The following is a 23,651-nucleotide window of genomic DNA, read 5'->3' as shown; positions in this document are numbered from 1 at the left end:
CTGAAAACCCCGGCGCCTCATTATTTATTTTCCCACTTAAACCATTTCACGCCCAATACTACAAACACAATGGTATAACCGGCAGCCGCCAGTAAAGCCCAGGTGGTATCCATGTTCCAGCTGGCAGGATCCAGGCTCGCCGCCAACACCTTTCTTACCACGCCGTAAGGCGACCAGATCACCAGCAACCCTATCTTCTTTCCCAACACCCCAAACTCGCCAAACATGCCGATCATAATAAATATAAAGTAAACAAGACGGGTGGTAGAATTAACCGTATCCGGATTCTTGATGAGCCCTACAATGGCCTGTCCCATACCCAGGTACACAAAACCACCCAGCATCGCCATCAGCAAACCGGCGATATAACCTACCGGCGAAATATAGATATGATCCACAAAATAACCCACCACAAACACAAGGACCGTCATCAGTACGATCATCGCTACCTGCACAATCAAGCGGCTCATCATAATGGTCCATGCAGATACCGGCCCTACCCTCAAGCGCTGAAACACGCCCCTGTCGCGGTCGCGGGCAATACTGTTTGAATACCCCATCAACCCGATACTGGTAAGGCCGATCGTAATACAGGACGACAGCACAAACACGCCGCCCAGCTTATCCACCAATCCTTTCCACGACACTAAAATAACGAGCGACACCAACAGCACCAGTCCGAACGAACGGCGGTTGCGCCACAGCGTTGTAAAATCGGCCCGCAGCAATGCGGCCATCACAGTCCTATTTTTTGGTACACTTGTTTCCATCCTGGTAGCAATTTGATCAGGAACGAACAGCCGTTCCGGTTAAACCAATAAACACATCTTCCAAAGTAACCTTTCCCTTCCTCACCACGCTCAGCACAGCCGGATCATCCCGGTGCTGCGCAATCAGCGCCTCAGGCGTATCTATGGCGATAATACGGCCATGATCAATGATCGCAATACGGTCGCATACCGCTTCGGCTTCTTCCATCGAATGCGTGGTGAGTAATACCGCATGACCGTTGTTGCGGAAATGCTCCATCCTTTCCCATAACTGGCGCCGCGACTGCGGATCCAGCCCGGTAGTAGGTTCATCCAGCAATACCAGCTGCGGGTTATGAATAGTGGATATCACCAGCGATACCCGTTGTTGCTGCCCGCCGGAAAGCTGCGATATTTTTTTGCCGGATGCCTCCTCCAGGTTGATCTCTGCCAGCTTCTGTTTTACGGCAGCATCCTTTAAGTTTACACCATAGATGCTGGCAAATAACCGGATGATTTCGGAGATAGTCAGCTCCGGCTGAAAACTGGTAGCCTGTAACTGTACGCCCATATTGGCGCGGGCATGCAATGGTTGCTCCCGGATATCGAAACCCGCCACCGTAATACTCCCGGAAGCGGGATGCAGCAATCCCTCAATAGCGCTGAGGGTACTGGTTTTACCGGCGCCATTGGGTCCCAGCAAACCAAAAATTTCGCCGGCATGCACTTCAAAGGAAACGTCCTTTACGGCCTGGAAAGCCCCATACTGCACGTTTAGCTGGCTCACAGCCAGAACAGGAGCAGTTGCTTGTTGTTGATTGATCATCTGATCATATTTAGTTTAAACGGACGGTCGAAAATACAACAACCACGGGGATCACCGCGGCTAAACCGGCGAATGCCACCGGAAAAGCGGTAAATGAAGGAGTTAAAACGGTGAAAGCCAACTGTCCGTTGGCGTATTTGCGTCGGCCCGTAAAAAACCTATGGGGAAACCAGGCACTATAAAGTAACCAGTTGTCTGCGCAAAGCTTCCAGTACCATACCCGTGCGGCTTTGCACGTTTAATTTATTAAACAGTATTTCGCGGTAACCATCCACCGTTCTTTCAGTAACGTTCATTTTAGCGGCAATGGCTTTATAGGTAAGATCACTGCAGGCCAGGTGGAGAAACTCCCGTTCCCGCTCCGTGAGCGTTTGCTTTTGTTCTGACTGCAACAGCAACCGGCGGTAGTTAACATTGGAGGCATCGTTGTTATACTGACCGGTGGTATAAATTTCCGTTAATGCCTTTTCCAGTTCTGTGGGATGGATATCTTTCAGGAGATAGGCACAGCAACCGGCCTTCAGCATTTCTATGATCGTGGCGTCATTGTCTTTCATCGACAACGCTACTACTTTTACCGTGGGATATAATTTCAGTACTGCCTCGGTGGCCCTGGCGCCATCCATTACCGGCATATTTACATCCAGCAACAGGATGTCGGGCAATGCAGGCAGTTGTGCCAGTTTATCCAGCATCTCCCTGCCGTTCATGGCTTCCGCCACAATATGAAAGCCGGCGAAGCCGCTCACCAGTAAACTAAGCGACTTCAGGAACAACTGGTGGTCATCTGCAATACCTATGTTGATCTTCATAAACAAAAATTATTCAAGGGGTAATGTTATCAATACTGCGGTACCGCCGGCGGTAGTTACCTCCCAGCGGATATCGCCTCCAAGTAAAGTGGTGCGGTGCTGCATATTCCGGATGCCCATACCAATAGCCGACATTCCTGCTTTATCAAATCCGGAGCCATCATCTGCGATAATGAGGATCAACTGTTGGTCTGCCGTTCTGATACTGATGTCAATTACCTGCGGACGGGCATGTTTTATACAGTTCTGCATGGCTTCCTGGATAATCCGGAACAGGATGATCTGGGGCTCCGCCTGTAAGGGCAGCACCGTTAGTTCATGGGTAAACTTTACGGTGATGGCCCTGCTGGAATTGATCCTGTCTACCTCCGCCTTCAGGTTTTCTATCAGGCTGAACTGGTCCAGCCACTGGCGGCTGAACGACTTGGAAAGCGCCCGCAGATGCTGAATAGCGGTACTCAGGGTATCTTCTGCAATTTGCAGGGTGTCGGGGATTTCCTTCATGCTCCTTTGGGTAACATTGATCAGGAGCTTGGTACTGCTTAGCAATTGGCCGATATCGTCATGCAGCTCCTGTCCGAGGTGGGCAAAGGCTTCTTCCTGCATTTCAATCTGGGACCACATTAGTTGTTTGTCGTAATCTTCTTTCATTAACTTAAGCTGATGTAAGTATGCATCCTGCTTCTTCTTATAACTTATTACCGCTGCCACTACCACCAGTCCCATGATGGTAACCAGCAACGAAATAAAAATCACAGCTACAAAGAGATCCTGTTTGACCGGAAGCATACGACGCCTTTTATCAGCATAATATACAACAGGTAATTGGATAATGAGTTCAACACCGCGAAAAAATGCCTGGCCCTGGTGGTATCGTTTTCCAGTAACAGGTTATAAAAGGCGTTTACACTCACGGAAGCCGCGAAATAAATAAAGAAGGCAAGGGTTAACCAAAAAACAGGGTGCCGGAATATAGACGCTTCACTATCCGGGGTTATTGAAAAAAAGGATAAAAGGCACCAGCAAATAACCAGGAAGCTTTCTATCGTGATGTTGATACCCGGAAAGGCACGCCACCCGCCCAATACAAAGCTGTAGAAAAGAGATACCATGCAAAACACAAAAATGGAAATACCCATCAGTAAGCGCCAGCGGTAATCCCTGATCCCCGATCGGAGAATAATTGTAATCAGACTATATTCCAGCACCACAAAAAAATGATACACTATAAAAAAACCTAAACCTTCTGTGCCGATCAATTCTACTATCACTTCGGTAATAATAGATACGCCGAGCAATACGCACAGCAGCTTTACTTCCCTGTGTTCCAGGTAAAATAAGCTAATAATAAAACAGGCTATCAATAAAGCATAATATGCGTACACCCAACCGTTCATCGGCACAAAAAGTTTTAATTCGGGTTAACTAAATATCAGGTCCAGGTCTGCCGTGGCTAACGGTGATCCATGACCTTTCAGCAATTCAAATAAATGTTTCAATGGAGGAACCGGAACCGGTGTTCCATTACCTCTCTCCTCTATTTTAGGATCGCCGCCGGCATGCACCATGTCGTTGGCTGTAACTTTCTGCAGCAGCTGCGCATACCCTACCTGGCTGCTATCGAAAGTTAATCCCTCAGCTACCAGGCTCAGTTTTTCGTTGGGCTCCGGAATCGCAAAATGAAAACGTACGTATTCGCAACCTTCCTGGCTGAGAATACGTAAAAGAGAAGCTTTACTGAAATCCACGGAGTATGAACCCTGAAATAAAGGAATCAGTCCCGGATTAGCAATTAAAAATTTGTAGAAGTTATTCAGCATACCAAAATATGCCGCAACAGTAATAGGCATTCCATAGGTCACGGCCTGGTCCTCGGTAAAGGGCATGCGGTAATCCAGCTGTTCAGTTATAGGATTCAGGTAGCCCTGGTCGTTACAACCATAGCCTGCAAGGGACATTTGATCACTCATGTTAGGTCAGTTTAGTGGAAACAAATATTTGACTTTTTGTTCATGACTGATACCGGGAAAATCCCCGGTAATGTATTTTACTGCTTTCCACCTGCAGCCGTCCTCTTTTTTTACAACTTGAGCAAACCCAGCTTGTGAAGGGTGTTTACCGGTTTGTTGTCCCAAAACAATTCAAAATCATCCAGCCCTGCCGCCTCATAGCTGTCTTTCACTTCCTGCAGCGTATATGTTTTAGCGTTAGCCACGGCCAGCTGTTGCAGCATCTGCGTAAGCCATGCTCCCTGGGGAGGTTGCACGCTGATATTTACTTTCTCTTTTTTGCCCTGGAAAGTTAAGGAAGACATTTCCCAGGTACTCCCCTTCTTTGACTTGGTAATAATTTCCATCGCCGGCTGTTTGCCCAGGTACACTACTTTCGACGTGGGCTTCACCGTGCCCGCTTCTTCCTCCATCAGCGCGGTAGTGATGAAATCGGGATGCACCGTGGTTTTCGGTACTTTGAAGTCGAACCATTTAGACAAGGGGTAATCCAGGCAGGCGCCATGCATAAAGTTCAGCAGCGACTTCTTCAAGCCATAGCTGAAAGTTTCATGGTCCGCACCCGTAGGATCAATATGCATAATATCGTTATTGGCAAAGGCGCCGATTTCGTCTGTCTCTTTTTGTACGCTGAATTTCGCGGGCTCCAGTCCCACCGGGCTATGGGCCGTCATGGTAAACTGGTGCCAAAAGGCCGATTGCAGTATCCCCGCCTGGAACATCTGCCGCACCATTTCCAGCGCATCAATGGTTTCCTGCGCTGTTTGCGTAGGGAATCCGTACATCAGGTAGGCATGCACCATAATACCCGCTTCCGTGAAATGCCGGTTTACACGCGCCACCTGGGCCACAGTAATACCTTTCTGGATCAGCCCCAGCAAACGGTCGGAAGCTACCTCCAGGCCGCCGGAAACGGCAATACAACCCGATGCTTTCAGCAACAGGCAAAGGTCACGGGTAAAACTCTTTTCAAAACGGATGTTCGTCCACCAGCTAACAGTGAGCTTACGGCGGATGATTTCCAGTGCCAGCGCCCGCATCAGCGCAGGCGGCGCGGCTTCATCCACAAAGTGGAAACCGTTTTGCCCGGTTTGCGCAATGATGGTTTCCATCCGGTCGCATAGCAGCGAGGCCGTAATGGGTTCATATATCTTTATATAATCAAGAGAAATATCACAGAAGGTACATTTACCCCAATAGCAGCCATGCGCCATGGTGAGCTTATTCCAGCGCCCATCGCTCCAGAGGCTGTGCATCGGGTTTACCACTTCAATAGCGGAAATGTATTTGTCCAGCAGCAGGTTGCTGTAGTCCGGCGTACCCAGCTGGGCCTGTTTGTAATCGTGCGTGGCTTTGCTGTTCACATAAGTTACTTTGTCTTCTGTGAGCAGGAAAGTACGCTTCAGCTCTTCCGCTGTTTTCTTGCCTTCGAGAAACAACAGCAAATTTTCTATGGGCGCTTCCCCGTCGTCGAGCGTGATAAAGTCCACGAATTCAAATACGCGCGCATCCGCCAGCGAGCGCAGCTCGGTATTAGGAAACCCGCCGCCCATCGCTACTTTTACAGCCGGATAATGTTGTTTGATCCATTGTCCGCAGCGCAATGCGGCATACAGGTTACCGGGAAAAGGCACAGAAATCGCTACCATAGCCGGTTGCACCTGCTGCATATGCAGCGCCAGGAGATCGGTCAGGATGGTATCTATATAAGTATATTCCGCCTGTAATGCGGCGTATAATTCATCAAAGCTGTTGGCGGAGCGGCTCAGGCGTTCTGCATAGCGGCTGAAACCAAAATGTGGGTCCACACATTCCATGATCAGATCCGACAGATCTTCCAGGTACATGGTGGCCAGGTGTTTCGCTTTATCCTGCGTGCCCATAGAGCCAAAGGCCCAGTTCAGGTCGTCCAGCTGCGCAAATCTCGAAGCTTCCGGCAGGTAATCCCGTTTACAGATGAGATGTGCCAGCGTGGGATTCTTTCCCTGTAAAAATAAAATAACCGCGTCGATAGTTTGTATGTAATCCTCCTGCAGTACCAGCATCCGTGCAATATTCTCCGAAGCCGCCACCGGCGGGGCCGCAGCAATATGTGCAAACAACCGCTCCAGGCCCTGTTTTGAAAACAAACGGAGCGTTACCTCAATACCCAGGTCCGACTGGAAGGAAGTAATATGCTTTGTATTCAGAAATCCTTTCAGATAAGCAGTGGCCGGGTACGGCGTGTTCAGCTGGGTAAATGGTGGCGTTATTAAAAAAACGGAATTACTCAAGTCAGGTTATTTAAAAGGCAAATTTAGTTCTTTTTTAAGGAGAAACGATACGGATGCCTTAAGAGTATGATGCAGCGGGCCTTTCCTATTAGTCTACAAAATTTATAGACTTTTATTTGGAAATAATAAAAGACCCCTTTATCTTTGTTTCACCACCACTGATAAAGCCACCACTCCATCAGTATTTCACCACCAGTTTTATTTCGTAGCATACCTCGTCGCCCCACCAGGACCGGCAACGTCTTGCATTGTTCAACCAATAATATACAAACATGAAAACGCATAAGCACCTATTTCTAACCGGCCTGATGGTGGCAGGATTATTTGGCAACAGTACCTTTGCCGCCCCTAAAAAACCATTCGTAAAACAAGGCATCTGGAGAGGCGTGTTTACCCTCAGCGAATCGCAGGTCCCTTTTAACTTTGAGCTGAAAGGGAAAGATCCCGAACACGCAGTGTTTACGCTGATCAACGGTTCCCGCCGCGACGACTTCCACGTGCAACGCATTGGCAACGACTCTTTATTTATAAAGATGAACACCTATGATGCCGCACTCGTCGCCAAAATTGAATCAGACGGTAAGATTACCGGCGAATACCGCAGCCTGGTACCCAACTTCCGCGGCAACGCCCTGCCCTTTACAGCGGAACACGGACAAACCTACCGCTTCGCGGAACCTGGCACAGAAGCCGCTCCCACTTACGATATCAGTGGTAAATGGGACCTGAAAATTTACAGTAAGGAACCTACTCCCAACCGGATCGGATTACTGAAACAAAACGGTAATAAACTCACCGGCGTAGTAATGTCTGTAGTGGGCGACAGCCGCGAGCTGGAAGGCACTGTTCATGGCGATGAATTTGAATTGTCAGGCTTCACCGGCCCCAGTCCTATCTACATCAAAGGAAAAGTAAATGATGATAAATCCCTCACCGGGGAAATCAGCCTGGGTATCTACAATAACATCAAATTTGACGGAGAAAAAAATGCTGCCGCCGAATTACCGGATCCCTACAAACTTACTTTCCTGAAAGAAGGGTATAAAAAGCTGGACTTCACCCTGCCGGACCTCGATGGTAACAACGTTTCCCTGAGCGACGACAAATACAAAGGTAAAGTAGTGATCGTGGAAATCATCGGTACCTGGTGCCCTAACTGCACGGATCAGACTTCCTTCCTCTCACCGTGGTACAATAAAAACAAAGACCGCGGCGTAGAAGCAATCGCCATCGGCTTTGAACAGAAAGATGACCTGGAATATGCAAAATATACCCTGGGTAAACTGAAAGAAAAATACAACATACAATATGATATTCTTTTTGGTGGCATTGCTGATAAGAAAGTGGCATCAGAGAAGCTGCCAGCGCTCAACCGCATGATGGCCTTCCCTACCACTATTATAATAGACCGTAAAGGCGAAGTAAGACAAATACATACCGGCTATACCGGAGAGGTTACAGGCCAGTATTACAAGGATTATGTGGCCAAATGGAACCAGGACCTGGATGCTTTAATCGCTGAAAAGTAATTTTAACATTTAATTTCCGGATCCCGTAAACGCTAATCCGCCCGTCACCCTTAAATTGCACCAAATTTAAACACACAACATATATGCAACGATTAGCATCATTATTCTTTATTGGAGGATCTATCTTCCTGATGTCTTTCACCACACCTGCTACTGTCAACAAAGGAGAAAAACCAACCAAAGCTGCTTCCGCCAGGAAAGCAACTGTTTTCCAGGTAGACATTAAAGAAAGCAAGTTAAACTGGACAGGTAAAAAAGTAACCGGACAACACGAGGGTACTATCAATATTGCCGACGGCAAACTGGAAGTAGAAAGCAACGTACTGAAAGGTGGCAGCTTTTCACTGGATACCCGCAGCATCGCAGTAACCGATATCAAAGATGCCGGTGGCAATGCTAAATTACTGGGCCACCTGAAAAGCGAAGACTTCTTCGCCGTGGAAAAATTCCCGGCAGCCACTTTTGTAACTACCAGCGTCACTTCCAAAGGCGGCGGTAACTACGAAGTAACCGGTAACTTAACCATCAAAGGCATCACCAACCCGGTTACCTTCCCCGCAACTGTAACGGTTGCAGGCAGCAAACTCACAGCCAAAGCAGCTATTAAAGTGGATCGTACCAAATACAATATTAAATACGGTTCCAAAAGCTTCTTTGAAGGCATCGGCGATAAAGCCATCTATGATGACTTTGACCTGGATGTAACACTGGTAGCCGCTGCCAAATAATTCGTTCTTGTTTTTACTACCCCATTATATAATTCCTGGGGAGCACGGGCACTCCCGCCCATGCTCCCGGGAATGCCAATAACCATTTCTTTTTACAGCCTCCTTACAGCAACACCTTTTTTTATTCATCAACCAATTACTTTTTTGGCAACCCGCATGTTGCTGCCGGGCATTTCATGCCATCTATAACTTTTACCACCATGAAGCTGAGAAAAATGATATTCATTTTACTGGGTATGCTATGTGCCGTTACTATCGTAGCCGGGTTTAATATCACAGATCCGCCTACCAAAGCCCAACTTGGAAAAAAACTATTCTTTGATCCGTTGCTGTCGAAAGACCGCAGCATCAGCTGTGCCTCCTGCCATATCCCTCAATTTGGATTTGCAGATACCCTCGCCTTCAGCAACGGTATTCATCATACACCTACCAAAAGAAATACACCGGGCATCACCAATCTCTCCGGCCGCCCCAATTTCTTCTGGGACGGGCGCGCCGCTTCCCTGGAAGACCAGGCCCTGCAACCTATCATCAACCCGGATGAAATGGGACTGCCCATTGAAGAAGCCGTACAACGCCTGAACGAAGATGAAAGCTACCAGCGCTACTTCCAGCAACTGTTTAACAGTCCGCCTACCAGCAAAAACCTGCTGCAGGCCATCGCCGCTTTTGAACGCACGCTGGAAACCGCCAACAGTCCGTACGACCGGTACATTGCCGGTGACGATAACGCACTAACGCCTTCGGCTATACGCGGCCGCCTTCTTTTTATCGGTAAAGCCAATTGCAATAATTGTCATTCGGGAGAAGATTTTACTGCGGACCGCTTTAAAAATATCGGTCTTTATAACGGAACTACCCTTACAGATGCCGGTCGCTTTGAAGCGACGAAAGACAGCTCCCACCGCGGCTTCTTCAAAGTACCAGGACTACGCAATGTAGCCGTTACCGCTCCGTATATGCATAACGGTATGTTTAAAACACTGAAAGAAGTAATTGCCTATTACAATGAACCCAACAACATTGTACATGATGGCATCAACCGGGATTTGTCGCTCAGCAAACCACTGAACCTTAGCAAAGAAGAGATGGAAGACCTCGAAGCCTTCCTGGTAGCGCTTACAGACGACCGATTCAAATTAACACATCACTAACCATAAAAATCAACCAGGGCATGAAAAAAATTATACTGCCGGTCATCTCCCCCCTGCTGCTGTTCTCAGCAACACTTACAGCACAGGATAAACATCTCACCGATACCACCAGCCAGCTGGGCGAAGTACAAATTGTAGGCAGCCGCAGCGCCAACCGTACCAAACTGAACTCGCCGGTACCCGTAGATATCATCGATATTAAATCACTCCAGGAGGCAGCGCCACAAACCAGCATTACACAGTTGCTGCAGTATGTGTCGCCCTCCTTTCACTCCGTAAACGGCTCCAATGCCGGCGATGCCGGATCGGCCCTCAGCCTTGCACAATTAAAGGGCCTTGGCGTGGATCAGCTGCTGGTACTGGTAAATGGTAAGCGACGTCATAAAAGCTCCAATGTTAACTGGGGCGGCCTCGGCAACGGCGCCACCGGATACGACCTTAACTCCATCCCCGCCGGCGCTATTGAGCGCATTGAAATACTGCGCGACGGCGCCGCCGCACAATACGGCTCCGATGCCATCGCCGGCGTTATCAATATCGTACTGAAAAAACAAACCAACGATGTGATCGTGAGTACCACCGGCAGCATCCGCCGCCGCGGTGACGGCGCCAGTACCCGCACCAATATCAACTACGGCCTCAAAATAGGCGACCGTGGCGGCTACCTCAACGCCACCGCCGAATTCGCCACACAAGCCGTTTCCCTCCAACCCGGCCGCGATGATGCCGGACTATACAACGGTCCCATTTATGGCGGCGGCGCCAACACCCGCGGGTATGATAACATCTACACCAAAGAAATAGACGATGCCATCCTCGCCAGCCGTGGCATCGACCGCCACTTCTTTGACCAGCGCGGCGGAGGTTCCAACAAAGCTAAAGACGCACTCCTGTTTTTTAATACAGCCATTCCCGTTAGTGACCACGCGGAAGTGTACGCATTTGGGGGGATCAGTCACCGCAACTCCCAATTCACGGCGGTATACCGTCTCCCCGGCTGGACGGAACGCAACAACACCGGCCTTTACCCGGATGGTTTCCTCCCTGCCATGGATAACAGCATCACCGATAAATCCATCGCTATCGGCCTGAAAGCCAAAGCAGGCGAATGGAACCTCGATATCTCAAATGTATTTGGCAAAAATGATTTCGGCAATGTGATCAGCAATTCACTCAACGCCAGCCTGGGACTGAAAAGCCCCACCACCTTCGACGCAGGTAAATACAACGCCTCGCAGAACACCGCCAGCCTGGATATCAGCCGGTACTTCACCTCCGTACTGCATGGCCTCAACATAGCATTCGGCGCACAATACCGTACCGAAACCTACCAGATCATCGCCGGCGAAGAAGCCTCCTACAGCAAAGCAGACCTGCGCCCCATTTACTCGGTAGACACTTCCGTGAACGGGATTCCTTACCTCGCCGACGGCGGCCTTCTTGCACTCAACGGCCTCTCGCCCGGATCACAGATCCATGCAGGGTTCCGGCCTTCCAATGAAGTGAATGTCAGTCGCGCTATCGTGGCCGGCTATGCCGATGTGGAACTCAATGTCACCGAAAAATGGCTGGTATCTGCCGCGGTACGTGCGGAAAACTTCTCCGACTTTGGCAATGTTACCACCGGCAAAATAGCCACCCGGTATAGCTTTGCGCCCTGGCTCGGCATCCGCGGTTCTGCCAATACCGGCTTCCGCGCACCCGACCTCGCGCAGTTCTATTATACCGAAACCTCTACCAGTTTCCAGCAGGGCCGCGCCATCGACCAGGTAACTGCCTCCAATAAAAATGCAGCTACCAGGGCGCTGGGCATCCCTTCCCTTACACCGGAAAAAAGTACAGGGTACACCGCGGGTATCACCTCGCAACCTGCCCGGAACGTAGAACTGAGTGTAGATGCCTATCTTGTGGATATAAAAAACCGGGTAGGCAATACCGGTAACTTCTCCGCTACCGATCCCAATCTCCCCGCAGATGTAAGAGCATTGCTCCTGCAAACGGGTACCACACAGGCGAAGTTTTTCTACAACGCTTTCAGTACCCGCACAAAAGGAATTGAATTCACGGGCAGTTACAAAATACCGCTGCACCGGAATAGCCTGCAGCTGCTGGCTGGCGGCAACTTTGTGAAAAATGAGGTAACGTCTGTAAATACGCCCAAAGGACTGGAACAATATAAATATGTCATCTTCAGCGAATCAGAAAAAGCGAGGGTAACTACCAATATCCCGCAACAGAAAATAACGTTACAGGCTATACTGAATACACCCCGCTTTACATTCCTCGCGCGTACCATTTATTTTGGATCCGTTACCACCGCCTCTGCCCTCAATGCTAATTTCCCGCGGCCCGACTACTACTTCCAGGAGCTGAAGCCCATCTGGGTAACCGACTTCTCCGTAGGATACCGTATCAGCAAAGCCATACAGGTAACCGCCGGCGTAAACAATGCATTCAATGTATTGGGCGATTACTCCGATAAAGCAATAGCAGGATTACGCAATCCATCAGTAGTTGGTATTCAGAACGGCAGCGCAGGCATCCAACCATTTGTGAGATTATATGCCCGTTTCTAATCCTTAAAAAATGCAATCATGAAAAATAATACCCTCTTCCTTCTGAGCAGCTTTACCCTGTTGGCTTTCAGCGCCTGCAATAAAACGGATTACCTTGATGTAAACGCCGGCCAGCGGCCTTCTCTTTCAGCTAATGTCCGTTTTGTAAACGCCCGCATCCCTGCTACCGGCATCCAGTTCTGGACGTTTACACAAAAAGTAACAACGGACGCCGTGCTTCCCGGCGCAGCATCCCCTTATGTGTCTACTACTTTCGGAAATGTACAGATCAATTTCACAGAAGGCAGCGGCACTGCCTATAAAGCCTCCCGGCAGTTTGGCAACAGCGCTACGTATTCTGCCACCGGCGGTCCTAACGGTCCTATTGCCGGATACTACCATACTGTATTTGCTGCATCCACTAAGTACAATGCAGGAAAAGATACCCTGCTCCTTTTCTACGACGATCTCTCTGCTCCCGCTGCAGGCAAGGCGAAGCTCCGCTTTGTTCACCTCGCGCAGGGCATTGCCGGCGTAAGCGTACGGTTAAAACAAAATGATACGGAAACGCCGCTCTTTACCACTATCCCTTATGGAAGTGCCGGCGGTAGCAATCTCCAGGGCGCTGCATACGACAGCGCGCCGTTCACTAACGTAAACGCAGGTACGATTTCATTGATTGTCAGCGCCGGCGAAAATGCGGCGCCTGTTGCTATTGATCAGCAGGCACTCTCCAATATCACGCTGGAAGCAGGAAAAATTTACACCGTTTTTATCCGGGCCGACGGTAAAGGCATAGTGAGTGCAGGCATACTCTCCACTACAAGTTTGTAACCTGCAATAAAAAAGCTGCCTCAAAATTCCTTTTGAGACAGCTTTTTTATTATTGAAACATACCCTTTTAGTTCCTGGAAAAAAAAGTTTTTTGCAGATAACTTTCCAATGAAGCCGGTTTCCTGCCCAACAACTTTTCCAATTCGCTACCTGGCAGATTAAACTCATTCTTCTTAATCGCCTCTGCAAAGCCAGACATAACACCAATATACTCCTGTGGCACGCCTGCTTTCGTTAAGGTGTCTGTATACGCATCTTTCGGAGCGTCAATATAAGCTACCTGCTTATCAGCCAGTTTAGATAATAATTGCGCAATATCAGCAAACGAATAAGTAATATCGGACGCAATGGTATATTCTTTATTATCGTGTCCTGTTCCGGTAAGCACATTAGCCGCAGCTTCCGCCATGTCTAACCTGGATGCATAGGGTACCCTGCCCTCTCCACCCGGAATGAAAACACCGGTTTCCACTACCTTTTCTCCAAGAAACATAGGCAATACATCTGCGTACAGATTGTTGTTTAAAAGAGTATATGTTAATCCGGATGTTTTAAGGTAATTGGCGGTAGCGATGTGTGAATCTACTATCAGGGGAATAACGCTGGTAGTGGCGGCATTGGTAGCAACGCTGGTATAAATAATATGTTTCACACCTGCTTCTTTAGCAGCATTGATCACATTGATCTGCTGACCGGCACGATCACTGTGATCACTGGAAGATACCAGTAACACCTTATCAACGCCCTTAAAAGCCGGTACTAAAGACGGATAATCGTGATAGTTGCCCACTCTGATGCTAATGCCTTTTTCTTTTAATCCACTGGCTTTTGCTTCGTCTTTTACCAATGCCGCAACCTGGTTAGCGGGAACTTTCTGCAGCAGAAAATCGATAACTGCTCCTCCGAAATGGCCTGTGGCTCCTGTTACAAGAATCATAATGATGAGTTATTTAATTTTTAATAATACCCATGTATAACTACCTTTACGTACTAATCGTATGTTAGTTACCTTTGGTAAGTCAAAAGTATTAAACAATTGATTATCAAACAATAAGGCACTCACAGGTGTGCCAATTACCTCCGGGTAAGTAATATTAAAAATCAATCTGTTGACATGATAGAAGATTATAAAAAATTTGATAAATCCATCCCTTGTCCTGTCAGAACATTGATGGATCGCATTGGTGACAAATGGGTGGTACTCGTAATCAGTACCCTTGGAGAGAAAGGAACCATGCGTTTTAACCAGTTGCATGAAATTATTGGAGACATCTCACAAAAGATGTTGACCGTAACGCTTAAAAAGCTGCAGGAAGACGGATTGGTATCCCGTAAAATGTACCAGGAAATCCCTCCCAGGGTTGAATACACACTAACGGCTATGGGCGAAAGCCTTTTACCGCATATTACAGGCCTTGAACAATGGGCTGTTGCTAATATGAGTGGTATTCAACAAAGCAGGCAACAGTATTTGTCCGCTAAATAATAATATCAGAAGCTCACCTTGCCACCTACCGTTATCCAGCGGCCGGGCATAGGCACTGCGCCGGCTTCCACATACGTTACGTCCAGCAGGTTATTGGCATCTGCATAGATCTGGTAACGGGGTTGCCTATACGCAATACGCGCATCCACCAGGGTATAGTCTTTGTAACTTACCCGCATGCAGTAACGCGCGGCAGCGGAAACGCTGAAGTGACGCGCAATATCCGTGCGTACATTGGCGGTAAACTGGTGCCGCAGGCTTTCAATCACATACCGCGAAATCTTAGTCGTGATGGCATCCCCCTTGAAGGATGGGGAAAGATAATTGTAACCGGCATTTACGCCAAAGCTGTTAAACAGCGAACCACCGGCGAAAATAGTGTTGTAGCCACTGTTAAGCGAAAAGCCTGTCATATCTGCCCGCTGGAAATTCTGCGGTTGCCAGGGAACTTTTGCCGGGTCGGCGCCACCGGCCGTATCTTTTACAAAGTCAATAAAATTGCTGACCTGCCTGTAAAACACGGATCCCGAAAAAGAGAACTTACCACTAAACTTCCGTATACCCGCTTCTGCAAAAGCTGCTTTCTCCGGTCCCAGCTTTTCATTCCCGATAATGCCGCCGCCTTTGTAATAAAGATCGGTGTAAGTGGGCAGTCGTTGGGCCGTGCCTGCATTGGCAAACAGTTTTATGTCGGGCGTAATATTAAAGCCTACATCTGCTCCGGGGAAAAACTGCCAGCCATAAACCGTGTTATAATTGAGATAACCGCCTACGGTAAAACTAAAGCGGCAGTCGGCCACCGACTTGTACTCGCCGAACAGACCCAGGTTGGTTCTGTCGTGGTTACCAAGATTAGAGCTTTTAATATGCTCATAACGCCCTTCCACACCGGCGCCAAAGGTACCGATAGCGGTGCTGAACGTATTATTCAGCTCTGCATCAAATACGTGTGTATTATGAAGATTACGGTATTTATCAGGCTTTATGTAGATGTAATCATCTTTGGTGTACCGGTAGCTCACCCTGGGCGTCATTACCCAGTTGGGATTGATGCGCGAAGTATTGCTTACGGCGGCAAAGAGGGTTTTTACCGTTTCTTCTGAATTCAGATCGCCGGGCGATGCATAAAAGCCATTAGCGCCGTAGCCATTATTTACAAAACCAGCCATTACGTTGTACTGGTGCAGGGTATCACGGTTAAAGGCGGCTTGGTAAAATGCGCGGTAGTTGTCGTACGCAGTATTATAGCGGTATCCATTGCCCTGGTTGCGGCTGGCGGAGAGCGACTGGCTCACGCCGTTCTTTACCAGTGCGCCGGTAGCTCCAACGCTGTAAGCGCCGTAAGGGTTGTTGTTTTCGTTCTTTTTAAAGCTGCTGCCTACGCTGCCGCTAACGGTAGCGCCGCTTTGGGTGGCTTTGCGGGTTACGATATTGATAGCGCCGTTCAGTGCGTTGATCCCGTAAATACGGGCGGCAGCGCCCCTCAGCACCTCTATATGGTCCACATCTGCCAGGGATACCGGCAGGTTCATGATGTTATGCCCCGTTTGCGGATCAGTTATTTTTACGCCGTTCAGCAACACCAGGGTCTGATCAAAAGTACCGCCGTCGATCCCGATATCCGCCTGGATGCCGCCCGGGCCGCGTTGCCGCACATCCAGTCCCGGTACATAAGCCAACACCTCTGTAATGGACGACACCGGCATGGCTTCTATCTGCCGGCGGGTGATGATGGTAATGTTACGGTTCACCGCCTTTACAGGCGCTGCCAGCCTGTTTTCCTGTACAATCACTTCATCGAGGTGATGAGTGGTAAGGGCGGAGTCTGCCCGCTGCTGCGCCGTGGCGCTGCCACAGAGGCCCAGGAACAGGGATATCAGTAATTTGTTATTCGGCACTGCTACACGCATCTTTTAAAAATCGTTGCTAAAAGAGCGCAAAAGTACGTATTAAATCATTTATCCAATCATGAAACGGCTTTCCGGGAGCTCAGCCAGGTGTCGCGGTCCATCTCAAACCTCACCTCGCCGTTTTTCATCAGCCCTGCATTTTTCCAGCCGCTGCGGGTGTAAAACCGTTCAGCCCTTGTACCAGGCGCCGTTCCCAGCCACAACGAAGTTTGATATACCGCAAAGTACCAGTCGAGCATCAGCCGCTGCAACTCCCGGCCAATCCCCGCCGCTTCCGTTTGCGGGTCCACAAACAACGCCCAGATGTTATGCCGGTGCGTATCCACAATGGCAAAGCCCACAATAACCCCGGCGGATTCACATAGCCATCCCCTGCCATCGGTGGTGAGATATTGTATGTAATCTGCGGTAGTAACCAGGTCCGGATTATTGAGCACATTTTCTTTTACGGCGGCACGTACCCGCTGCAAACCGGGAATATCTGCAATAGTTGCTTCTCTGAAAATCATATACAGGGATTAAGGGGTTACGCTGACGCATACACGTAATTGTCAGCCAAAAATAATTTCATCACGCGAAATATATTAACCCCGGTAAGATACATTTATCTACACAAAAAATCTTTAATTTTGTAGTGCTATGTTACCAGATAATAACAGGAAAGCAAAGATCATCAAATGGATAAAAAAGCTCGGCTTCTGGGGCTTTCTTTTCTTTCTTATAAAAGGATTATTATGGCTGGCCCTGGGCTACTGGGGCGCTTCCTTGTTCCGTTAAAAACGGAACACCCCCTCTATCACTGTTACCGCCTCTCCCTTCAGCAATACCCGGTTACCCTGCAGTATTACTTTCAGTTCGCCGCCCCGCTGTGATGCCTGGTAAGCAAAGAATTCATTTTTATGCAAACGCGGTGCCCAATAAGACGCTAAGCTGCAATGTGCTGAACCCGTTACCGGATCTTCATCAATGCCCACCGGCGTGGCAAAATAACGGGAAATAAAATCGTAAGGCGATCCTTCTCCGCCCCTTCCGGTAACTACCAGGCGGTAAGGCGCCAGCAGGTTCCTGTCGGGCACAAAATCAGCTACCGCGGCTCCTGATTTCAACTCCACGATGTAACGGTCCACACTAAATTCCACATTGGCCACTTCCCCTTTAAACAATGGGCGCAGCTCTTCCGGCAGCGTGGCGGGCTCACAAGCCCTGGCCGGAAAGTCGAGCGTTATCCATCCGTTTTGCCGGCTGGCGGTGAGCAAACCGCTCAGCGTAGTAAAAGAAATGGTTTCATCCGGGGCCACCAGCCCGGTTTCCCATAATACATGCGCACTGGCCAGCGTGGCATGCCCGCAAAGCACCATTTCCACCAGCGGCGTAAACCACCGCAGGCGGTAACCATTGTCCACCGGCAATAAAAAGGCGGTTTCCGCGAGGTTGTTTTCAGCGGCAATGGCTTTCAATACTTCATCATCCGGCATTTGCCCCAGAAGGCATACGCCTGCCTGATTTCCTTTAAAAGGCTGCCTGGTAAAGGCATCAACCTGAAAAAATCTTACTTCCATACGTTACTGCAATTTGTAACACAAAAATGCAGCGATTTACTTTCCGAAAACAGATGCAATTCTGCTCATTTCGACCATATCAGATGTAAAAAGGCTCCGTGCAACACCTGCACGGAGCCTTTAATACTACATTATCTTGATGACCCTACTTTTTAGGAGGAAGGGCAAAAGCCACGGCTTCATGCTCAAAATGACCTTTGTGAGAGCCATCACAAAATGGCTTGTTGGCAGAAAGTCCGCAACGGCAGATGCTTACCGCTTCCCGGCCGCCCAGGTCGTAATTGTTGCCGTTTTTATCCACGATCTCAAATTCACCTTCTATTTTCAGTGAACCATTGTTGTTAACAGTAATCTTAGTAGCCATAAATGTTCCTTATTTAAGCGGCAAAAGTAGGAAAAACAAATGGCTATTGCGTTAACACCCTGTTACGCCTGCTCCATCACCGAAAGAATATTTCCGGCAGGATCCGTAAACCAGGCAATCACAGGGCCACCTCCACGGAATATTCCTTTCTTGTCGGTTTTAAGTTCCCCTTCATATTGCTGGAACTTTATGCCCTTTGCCGTCAGCTGGTCTACAGCTTCTTCCACATTACTTACCGGGAAGTTAAGCACCGTAAACGTGGCCGGCGTATGATTGGTTTTTTCATAAATTAAAACCGATGGCATACCCGCAATTTTGAGTGTAATCACCGGCTCTTTTTCGCCCGACTCCACTTCTATTCCCAGTGTTTGCTGATAAAAATTCTTTGCCTGTTGCAGGTCATTGACTGAAAAACTGCTGAATGCTTTTGTTTTCCCAAACATAATAACTGATTTTTCAGGTGAAGAATAATTCCAACGAAACCTTGCACAGCGGACTGCTCCATTGAAATATGCTGATATAAATATACTATCAGCCTATCACAGTTACGGGGGGTAAACAGGGCAAATAACGGGTGTATTACGACATAAATTCTTTCACCGCTTCTCCAAGATCGTATACCGGCGTTTGTGCCTTTAATGCGTCTGCCACAATGCTGCTGCCTGCGGCACTTCTGTATCCACCGGCACAATGCACTACCACCGGCTTATCTGCCGGGATTTCGGATACCCGTTCCCGTAGCTGATCCAGTGGAATGGCTATCGCATTTTCAAAAACCGGTTCGTCTTTTACTTCAGATTCCATCCGTATATCTACAATCGTATAATGTTCCGGATGCTCCCTGAAATCTGCCAGTGGTAAGGGCGCCATCGTTTCGGCTCCTTTTGTGTAAACAGCGGCTGCTTTGATATGCTGCTCGTACCCAATTTTGGCGGTCTTCCGTATCAATTCCTCCAGTTCCGTTCCGTTCTCTGCCAGCAGGTAATAAGGTTCTCCCGGTGCCACGATACTTCCCAGCCATGTCTCAAATTTCCCGCCATTCTGCAGGTTGATGGCATTGGGTAAATGCCCGTGCTTAAAACCGGACTGTGGCCGGCTGTCTATGATAACTATATTTTCTTCGAACACCGGTTCTCCTTTTACTATCTCCACCTTATCCAGTGATGCCTGCAAATCCGGCGCTCCCTGGCGGTTTATACCTACATCATACGGAAAGTATTTGGGAATAAACGGTTGCTGCGACAGCAACGCCACCACAAACTCGTCTTCTGTAACCGGCTGCAGGCTCCAGTTGCTCACTTTCTCCGCCGCAATGGTGGTGCTGTCGGCATCACCGAGCGACTTACCGCATAACGTACCTGCCCCATGCCCCGGATACACCAGCACATCATCTTCCAGCACCATGAGCTTTTCATGAAGGGAATGATACATCTGCTTTGCCAGCGCCATACGGCCGGCTGTAACATTACCGGTATTCTCCCGGAGATCCGGACGGCCGCAATCGCCAACAAATAAAGTATCTCCTGTAAATACCGCCCTGGGCTCGCCTCCATGCAGCAGCACCACGCTGATGCTGTCCGGCGAATGCCCCGGCGTATTCAACGCTTTGAGAACAATATCGCCCAACATCATCCGCATCCCCTCATCAAAGGTTACATGCGGATAAGTTGCGCCCGTATACTTTGAACAATAAATTGTAGCTCCCGTAACCCGGTGCAGCTCCAGGTGACCACTCACAAAATCAGCATGCGGATGGGTTTCAATAACGCCGGTGATCTTTGCATTCAATGCCTTTGCATACGCGATGTAAGGTGTAATGTCTCTCGCCGGGTCTATCACGATCACTTCATGCGATTTTTCGCTGTAGATAGCATAAGAATACTGCGCCAATCCCTTGTCTTCAAACTGTTGGATATCCATTACTGTTTATTTTTAATGAGATAATTTCCATACGTCCGGAATGAAACATACAAGTTACAACAATCAGCATTATCACCCGGTACCGTAATTTGTTTGTTTTTGGGAGATGCAAAACGCCCCGGGGATTCCCCGGGGCGTCAAATTATTCACAGTAGTTACTTTACAAAACGTGGCTGCAGATAAGGGGCCAGGCCCGGCAGCTTTACCTTGTACCGGTAAAAACCGCCAAAGGAATCTTCTTCTTTCAATAACTCATGTCCTGCTTTACTGATCCAGAATGTCTGCGAGTAATGCCCCCGGGGCGAATCGCCTTCGGTAAACAACTTCCAGCAGTCCACCGGTTGATTATTCAGCGTCTGCAGCACTTCACTGCCGGTAACTTTATACGTTACATACGCCGGAGGTTCCAGCCCGGCATCGTAAAACCGGATAGCAAAGGTTTTGCCTGCTTTTAAAGGCAGCATCTCAAACGTTTCAATATCGAGGTTCCAGTTATAATTGGGGCGGTCAAAAGCCAACTTAAAATCCGCTGCTTTATTGTTCATGGTGGCGGTGTCGCCGCTGATCCCATTAGCCGTCCAGCGGTAAGCCTGCTGTTCGCCGCCCCTGGTTTGTGCATGAAACAATGGAGAAAAATCTGACACGCTGTTATAGGAAAGGCTTTCAAGATACCGGGCGGTGTCGCTCCCATACCAGTGCTGGCTGATCCGGAATACCGGTTCGTTATTACGATTCGTTTTTTCAATTTCCCGCACCCACAGGCTCAGGTCCAGCCAGTTACTGCGGGAAGGCATCTGGTAATACACAAGGTATTGTTTCACACCAGGCTTCAGGAAAGCGGTATTTAACCGGAGATGCTGCTGATCAACCGTATCGGTTTGCGCAAAAGCGGGAAGCACGGCAATGGTTGCTAACAGAACAGAAAGAATCAGGGAACGTTTGGGTTGCATATTTATCAGGAAATTTAAGTTTTCAATATCCGCTGCATACGGAAGCATAATTATTTTCAAAGATTCCCTGTTTCCCTGCCATCTTAAAATGATTTCAACAACAACCCCGGTATTTTTAATGCCCTGGCAACTTTCCTCCATAACCAGCCACCGTTGAAACTTCCGGCCAACCGGTTGAAATATTACCGGTATTTGTTGAATCGTGAACAACACCCGGTGAACGAGCGCAAAAGCTTCGTAAATTGGGGGCATGCAATTAATAAGTCGTATGCCGGCAGCCGTTAAAGTGCAATGGATACTCTGGCTGGTTGTTTTTTTAATGATGTTTTTCTCGATGCTGCCGGAAGATGGCTTCTGGCAGGCGGTCATTTTTTCGCTGCTCAACGCCCTCTTTTATGCACTGGTCATCTATGGCAATATCAGCTGGCTTTATCCACGGCTTTATTTAAAAGGGCGTATAGCAGTATACGTTATAGCCGTGCTGCTGTTTCTACCGGCGGCAGGATTAGCCAGGGGCTTCTTTCTCAGCTGGATCTACAACACCTGGTTCACTACACATCCCGAGCCCATTACAATGCAAATAATGCTCAGGTACCTGACCGGCATTCCATTGTTGTTTTTACTGAGCTTTGTATTCCGGATGGCCATCGTTTATTTTGAACTGAAAGCACAGGCCGCCGCACTGGTTTTACAAAATACCAAAACGGAACTCAACCTCCTGAAATCACAGGTGCAGCCGCATTTTCTTTTTAACACCCTCAATAACATTTATTATGAAGCCTACCTGGAAGCGCCGCGAACCGCCACGCTCATCGAGCGGCTGTCGGATATCATGCGGTATTTTGTAGATGAAAGTCCGAAGGACCAGGTAGACATCTCCACAGAAATAAATTTCCTGGAAAATTACATAGCTTTGGAACGCATCCGCATCCGGCACGGTATTAACCTGCAATTCACCAGCAATGTACCCGGTGGATGCAGCATTCCGCCGATGTTACTAATGACTTTTGTAGAAAATATTTTTAAACATGGGATCGACAAAACCAGTTTACAAAACCATATTGATATCTCCCTCGTGAAACAGGAAAACAGGTTGCTCTTTACCACCCGCAATAGTTTGCCGCAACAACCGGTACATAACAACCCGCGCGGGTCCGGCATCGACAATCTCCGGAAACGCCTTACCCTGCTGTATGGCGCCGGATTCATCCTGCAAACCAACACCTCCGGAAATTACTTCACCGCATTTTTATCCGTTCCGTTATGAGCCTGAAATGTATGATTGTTGATGATGAACCCAACGCCGTAAACCTGCTGGAACTGCATATTCAGCAAGCCACCGGCTGGCAGCTGGTGGCCAAATGCTACGACGCACTGGAAGCGCTGGCATTTCTGAAAAACAATAAGGCAGACCTGATTTTCCTCGATATCAATATGCCCCGGCTCGATGGTATGGAACTGGCCGCCCTGCTGCCACCGGAAATGAAAATTGTATTCACCACCGCTTATACGGAGCATGCTGCGGCCAGTTATAACTTCCAGACCATCGACTATCTCCTCAAACCCATTACCCTCAAACGTTTCCTGGCTGCACAGCAAAAAATAGAAACAGCGTTTATGCATCCCCGTATGCCGGAAGTTGCCGTTCCCCAGCCTTCGGCCGATTACTATTTTGTAAAAAGCGGTAAAACCCTTCAGCAGATTAAGCTCTCCGAACTATTATATTTTGAAGGAGAAAAGGAATACGTGCGGATTGTTACCCTCCGGGAAGAAGTACTGGTATACAAACGCCTGAAAGATATCGCCGGACAGCTGTCGCCGCCTTTTATCAGGGTACACAACTCCTACATCGTAAACACCAGCCGGATTGATAAAATCCAGGACAATCACCTGTTCATCTCCGGCAAACGGATTCCGCTAAGCGAGAAATTCCGGTCTGCATTTATGGAACTGATCCAGCAGCGTTTTTTATAAACCGGATTTTACTTAAATT

The 23,651-nt window shown here is 48.5% G+C and carries 24 protein-coding genes; 9 read left to right on the top strand and 15 right to left on the bottom strand.

Going from position 1 to position 23,651, the window contains the following annotated elements:
* Nucleotides 1–20 precede the first annotated feature (20 nt).
* The 7 genes from PV783_RS18775 to PV783_RS18745 all read right to left on the bottom strand — a co-directional run bounded on the left by PV783_RS18775 (nucleotide 21) and on the right by PV783_RS18745 (nucleotide 6,669).
* Nucleotides 21–770 carry an ABC transporter permease gene (locus PV783_RS18775; RefSeq protein ID WP_420989148.1) on the bottom strand — a complete coding sequence of 250 codons (750 nt, stop codon included), beginning with the start codon at nucleotides 768–770 and terminating at the stop codon, nucleotides 21–23.
* Nucleotides 771–786: 16 nt separating this feature from the next.
* Nucleotides 787–1,575, bottom strand: coding sequence for an ABC transporter ATP-binding protein (locus tag PV783_RS18770; protein WP_336388711.1), 789 nt, complete (start codon nucleotides 1,573–1,575; stop codon nucleotides 787–789).
* 176 nt (nucleotides 1,576–1,751) lie between these two features.
* Complete coding sequence (locus PV783_RS18765; RefSeq protein WP_079467524.1) at nucleotides 1,752–2,387, bottom strand: response regulator transcription factor; 636 nt, start codon at nucleotides 2,385–2,387, stop codon at nucleotides 1,752–1,754.
* Nucleotides 2,388–2,396: 9 nt separating this feature from the next.
* Nucleotides 2,397–3,176, bottom strand: a complete 780-nt coding sequence (locus PV783_RS18760; protein WP_111580393.1) for a sensor histidine kinase — start codon at nucleotides 3,174–3,176, stop codon at nucleotides 2,397–2,399.
* Nucleotides 3,146–3,784, bottom strand: a complete 639-nt coding sequence (locus PV783_RS18755; RefSeq protein ID WP_079467526.1) for a hypothetical protein — start codon at nucleotides 3,782–3,784, stop codon at nucleotides 3,146–3,148. The genes PV783_RS18760 and PV783_RS18755 overlap by 31 nt, the downstream gene beginning before the upstream one ends.
* 24 nt (nucleotides 3,785–3,808) lie before the next feature.
* Complete coding sequence (locus PV783_RS18750; RefSeq protein ID WP_079467527.1) at nucleotides 3,809–4,357, bottom strand: hypothetical protein; 549 nt, start codon at nucleotides 4,355–4,357, stop codon at nucleotides 3,809–3,811.
* A 110-nt stretch (nucleotides 4,358–4,467) separates the two neighbouring features.
* The gene (locus PV783_RS18745) at nucleotides 4,468–6,669 is read right to left on the bottom strand and encodes a B12-binding domain-containing radical SAM protein (RefSeq protein WP_420989147.1); all 2,202 of its coding nucleotides are present in this window, start codon (nucleotides 6,667–6,669) and stop codon (nucleotides 4,468–4,470) included.
* A 272-nt stretch (nucleotides 6,670–6,941) separates the two neighbouring features.
* Here PV783_RS18745 and PV783_RS18740 point away from each other — a divergent pair, with 272 nt between their 5' ends.
* The 5 genes from PV783_RS18740 to PV783_RS18720 all read left to right on the top strand — a co-directional run bounded on the left by PV783_RS18740 (nucleotide 6,942) and on the right by PV783_RS18720 (nucleotide 13,469).
* Complete coding sequence (locus PV783_RS18740; protein WP_420989146.1) at nucleotides 6,942–8,198, top strand: peroxiredoxin family protein; 1,257 nt, start codon at nucleotides 6,942–6,944, stop codon at nucleotides 8,196–8,198.
* 83 nt (nucleotides 8,199–8,281) lie between these two features.
* Nucleotides 8,282–8,926, top strand: coding sequence for a YceI family protein (locus PV783_RS18735; RefSeq protein WP_079467530.1), 645 nt, complete (start codon nucleotides 8,282–8,284; stop codon nucleotides 8,924–8,926).
* A gap of 200 nt (nucleotides 8,927–9,126) precedes the next feature.
* On the top strand, nucleotides 9,127–10,080 hold the full coding sequence (locus PV783_RS18730) for a cytochrome-c peroxidase (RefSeq protein WP_420989145.1): 954 nt from the start codon (nucleotides 9,127–9,129) through the stop codon (nucleotides 10,078–10,080).
* A gap of 20 nt (nucleotides 10,081–10,100) precedes the next feature.
* Complete coding sequence (locus tag PV783_RS18725; RefSeq protein WP_420989144.1) at nucleotides 10,101–12,656, top strand: TonB-dependent receptor plug domain-containing protein; 2,556 nt, start codon at nucleotides 10,101–10,103, stop codon at nucleotides 12,654–12,656.
* 18 nt (nucleotides 12,657–12,674) lie between these two features.
* The gene (locus tag PV783_RS18720) at nucleotides 12,675–13,469 is read left to right on the top strand and encodes a DUF4397 domain-containing protein (protein ID WP_420989143.1); all 795 of its coding nucleotides are present in this window, start codon (nucleotides 12,675–12,677) and stop codon (nucleotides 13,467–13,469) included.
* A 67-nt stretch (nucleotides 13,470–13,536) separates the two neighbouring features.
* Here the strand turns inward: PV783_RS18720 and PV783_RS18715 are convergent, their stop codons facing one another.
* Entirely contained in the window at nucleotides 13,537–14,406 is an 870-nt protein-coding gene (locus PV783_RS18715) for an SDR family oxidoreductase (protein ID WP_420989142.1), read from the bottom strand.
* Between the two features lie 177 nt (nucleotides 14,407–14,583).
* On the opposite strand from PV783_RS18715, the gene PV783_RS18710 reads away from it, so the two are divergent.
* On the top strand, nucleotides 14,584–14,955 hold the full coding sequence (locus PV783_RS18710; RefSeq protein ID WP_420989141.1) for a winged helix-turn-helix transcriptional regulator: 372 nt from the start codon (nucleotides 14,584–14,586) through the stop codon (nucleotides 14,953–14,955).
* Nucleotides 14,956–14,960: 5 nt separating this feature from the next.
* On the opposite strand, the gene PV783_RS18705 is transcribed toward PV783_RS18710, so the two are convergent.
* Together PV783_RS18705 and PV783_RS18700 are read right to left on the bottom strand one after the other, a co-directional pair.
* Nucleotides 14,961–16,865 (bottom strand): TonB-dependent receptor plug domain-containing protein, encoded by a 1,905-nt coding sequence (locus PV783_RS18705; RefSeq protein ID WP_420989140.1) that lies wholly within the window; start codon nucleotides 16,863–16,865, stop codon nucleotides 14,961–14,963.
* Nucleotides 16,866–16,921: 56 nt separating this feature from the next.
* Nucleotides 16,922–17,374, bottom strand: a complete 453-nt coding sequence (locus PV783_RS18700) for a GNAT family N-acetyltransferase (RefSeq protein WP_079467536.1) — start codon at nucleotides 17,372–17,374, stop codon at nucleotides 16,922–16,924.
* Between the two features lie 130 nt (nucleotides 17,375–17,504).
* Between PV783_RS18700 and PV783_RS18695 the strand changes: the two genes are divergently transcribed.
* On the top strand, nucleotides 17,505–17,642 hold the full coding sequence (locus PV783_RS18695) for an alanyl-tRNA synthetase (RefSeq protein ID WP_079467537.1): 138 nt from the start codon (nucleotides 17,505–17,507) through the stop codon (nucleotides 17,640–17,642).
* Here the strand turns inward: PV783_RS18695 and PV783_RS18690 are convergent.
* From PV783_RS18690 to PV783_RS18670, 5 genes are all read right to left on the bottom strand, one after another.
* Nucleotides 17,639–18,424: a PhzF family phenazine biosynthesis protein gene (locus tag PV783_RS18690; protein ID WP_420989139.1), complete on the bottom strand. Its 786-nt coding sequence runs from the start codon at nucleotides 18,422–18,424 to the stop codon at nucleotides 17,639–17,641. The genes PV783_RS18695 and PV783_RS18690 overlap by 4 nt on opposite strands.
* Nucleotides 18,425–18,569: 145 nt before the next feature.
* Nucleotides 18,570–18,788: a CDGSH iron-sulfur domain-containing protein gene (locus PV783_RS18685; RefSeq protein WP_079467539.1), complete on the bottom strand. Its 219-nt coding sequence runs from the start codon at nucleotides 18,786–18,788 to the stop codon at nucleotides 18,570–18,572.
* Nucleotides 18,789–18,850: 62 nt separating this feature from the next.
* A complete protein-coding gene (locus PV783_RS18680) occupies nucleotides 18,851–19,231 on the bottom strand; it encodes a VOC family protein (protein ID WP_420989138.1) in 381 nt (126 codons plus the stop codon).
* Between the two features lie 136 nt (nucleotides 19,232–19,367).
* Nucleotides 19,368–20,708: an MBL fold metallo-hydrolase gene (locus PV783_RS18675; RefSeq protein WP_420989137.1), complete on the bottom strand. Its 1,341-nt coding sequence runs from the start codon at nucleotides 20,706–20,708 to the stop codon at nucleotides 19,368–19,370.
* A gap of 155 nt (nucleotides 20,709–20,863) precedes the next feature.
* Nucleotides 20,864–21,658, bottom strand: coding sequence for a hypothetical protein (locus PV783_RS18670; RefSeq protein ID WP_420989136.1), 795 nt, complete (start codon nucleotides 21,656–21,658; stop codon nucleotides 20,864–20,866).
* Between the two features lie 250 nt (nucleotides 21,659–21,908).
* Between PV783_RS18670 and PV783_RS18665 the strand changes: the two genes are divergently transcribed.
* Together PV783_RS18665 and PV783_RS18660 are read left to right on the top strand one after the other, a co-directional pair.
* A complete protein-coding gene (locus tag PV783_RS18665; RefSeq protein WP_420989135.1) occupies nucleotides 21,909–22,925 on the top strand; it encodes a sensor histidine kinase in 1,017 nt (338 codons plus the stop codon).
* Nucleotides 22,922–23,632 (top strand): LytR/AlgR family response regulator transcription factor, encoded by a 711-nt coding sequence (locus PV783_RS18660; protein WP_420989134.1) that lies wholly within the window; start codon nucleotides 22,922–22,924, stop codon nucleotides 23,630–23,632. Before PV783_RS18665 ends, PV783_RS18660 begins: the two co-directional genes overlap by 4 nt.
* Nucleotides 23,633–23,651: the final 19 nt, after the last annotated feature.

The organism is Chitinophaga sp. CC14 (assembly GCF_048957795.1).
In the GTDB taxonomy this organism is placed as follows: Bacteria; Bacteroidota; Bacteroidia; order Chitinophagales; family Chitinophagaceae; genus Chitinophaga; species Chitinophaga ginsengisegetis.
The sequence above is the reverse complement of the archived record's forward strand: the minus strand, read 5'-3'. Positions and strand labels throughout refer to the sequence as shown.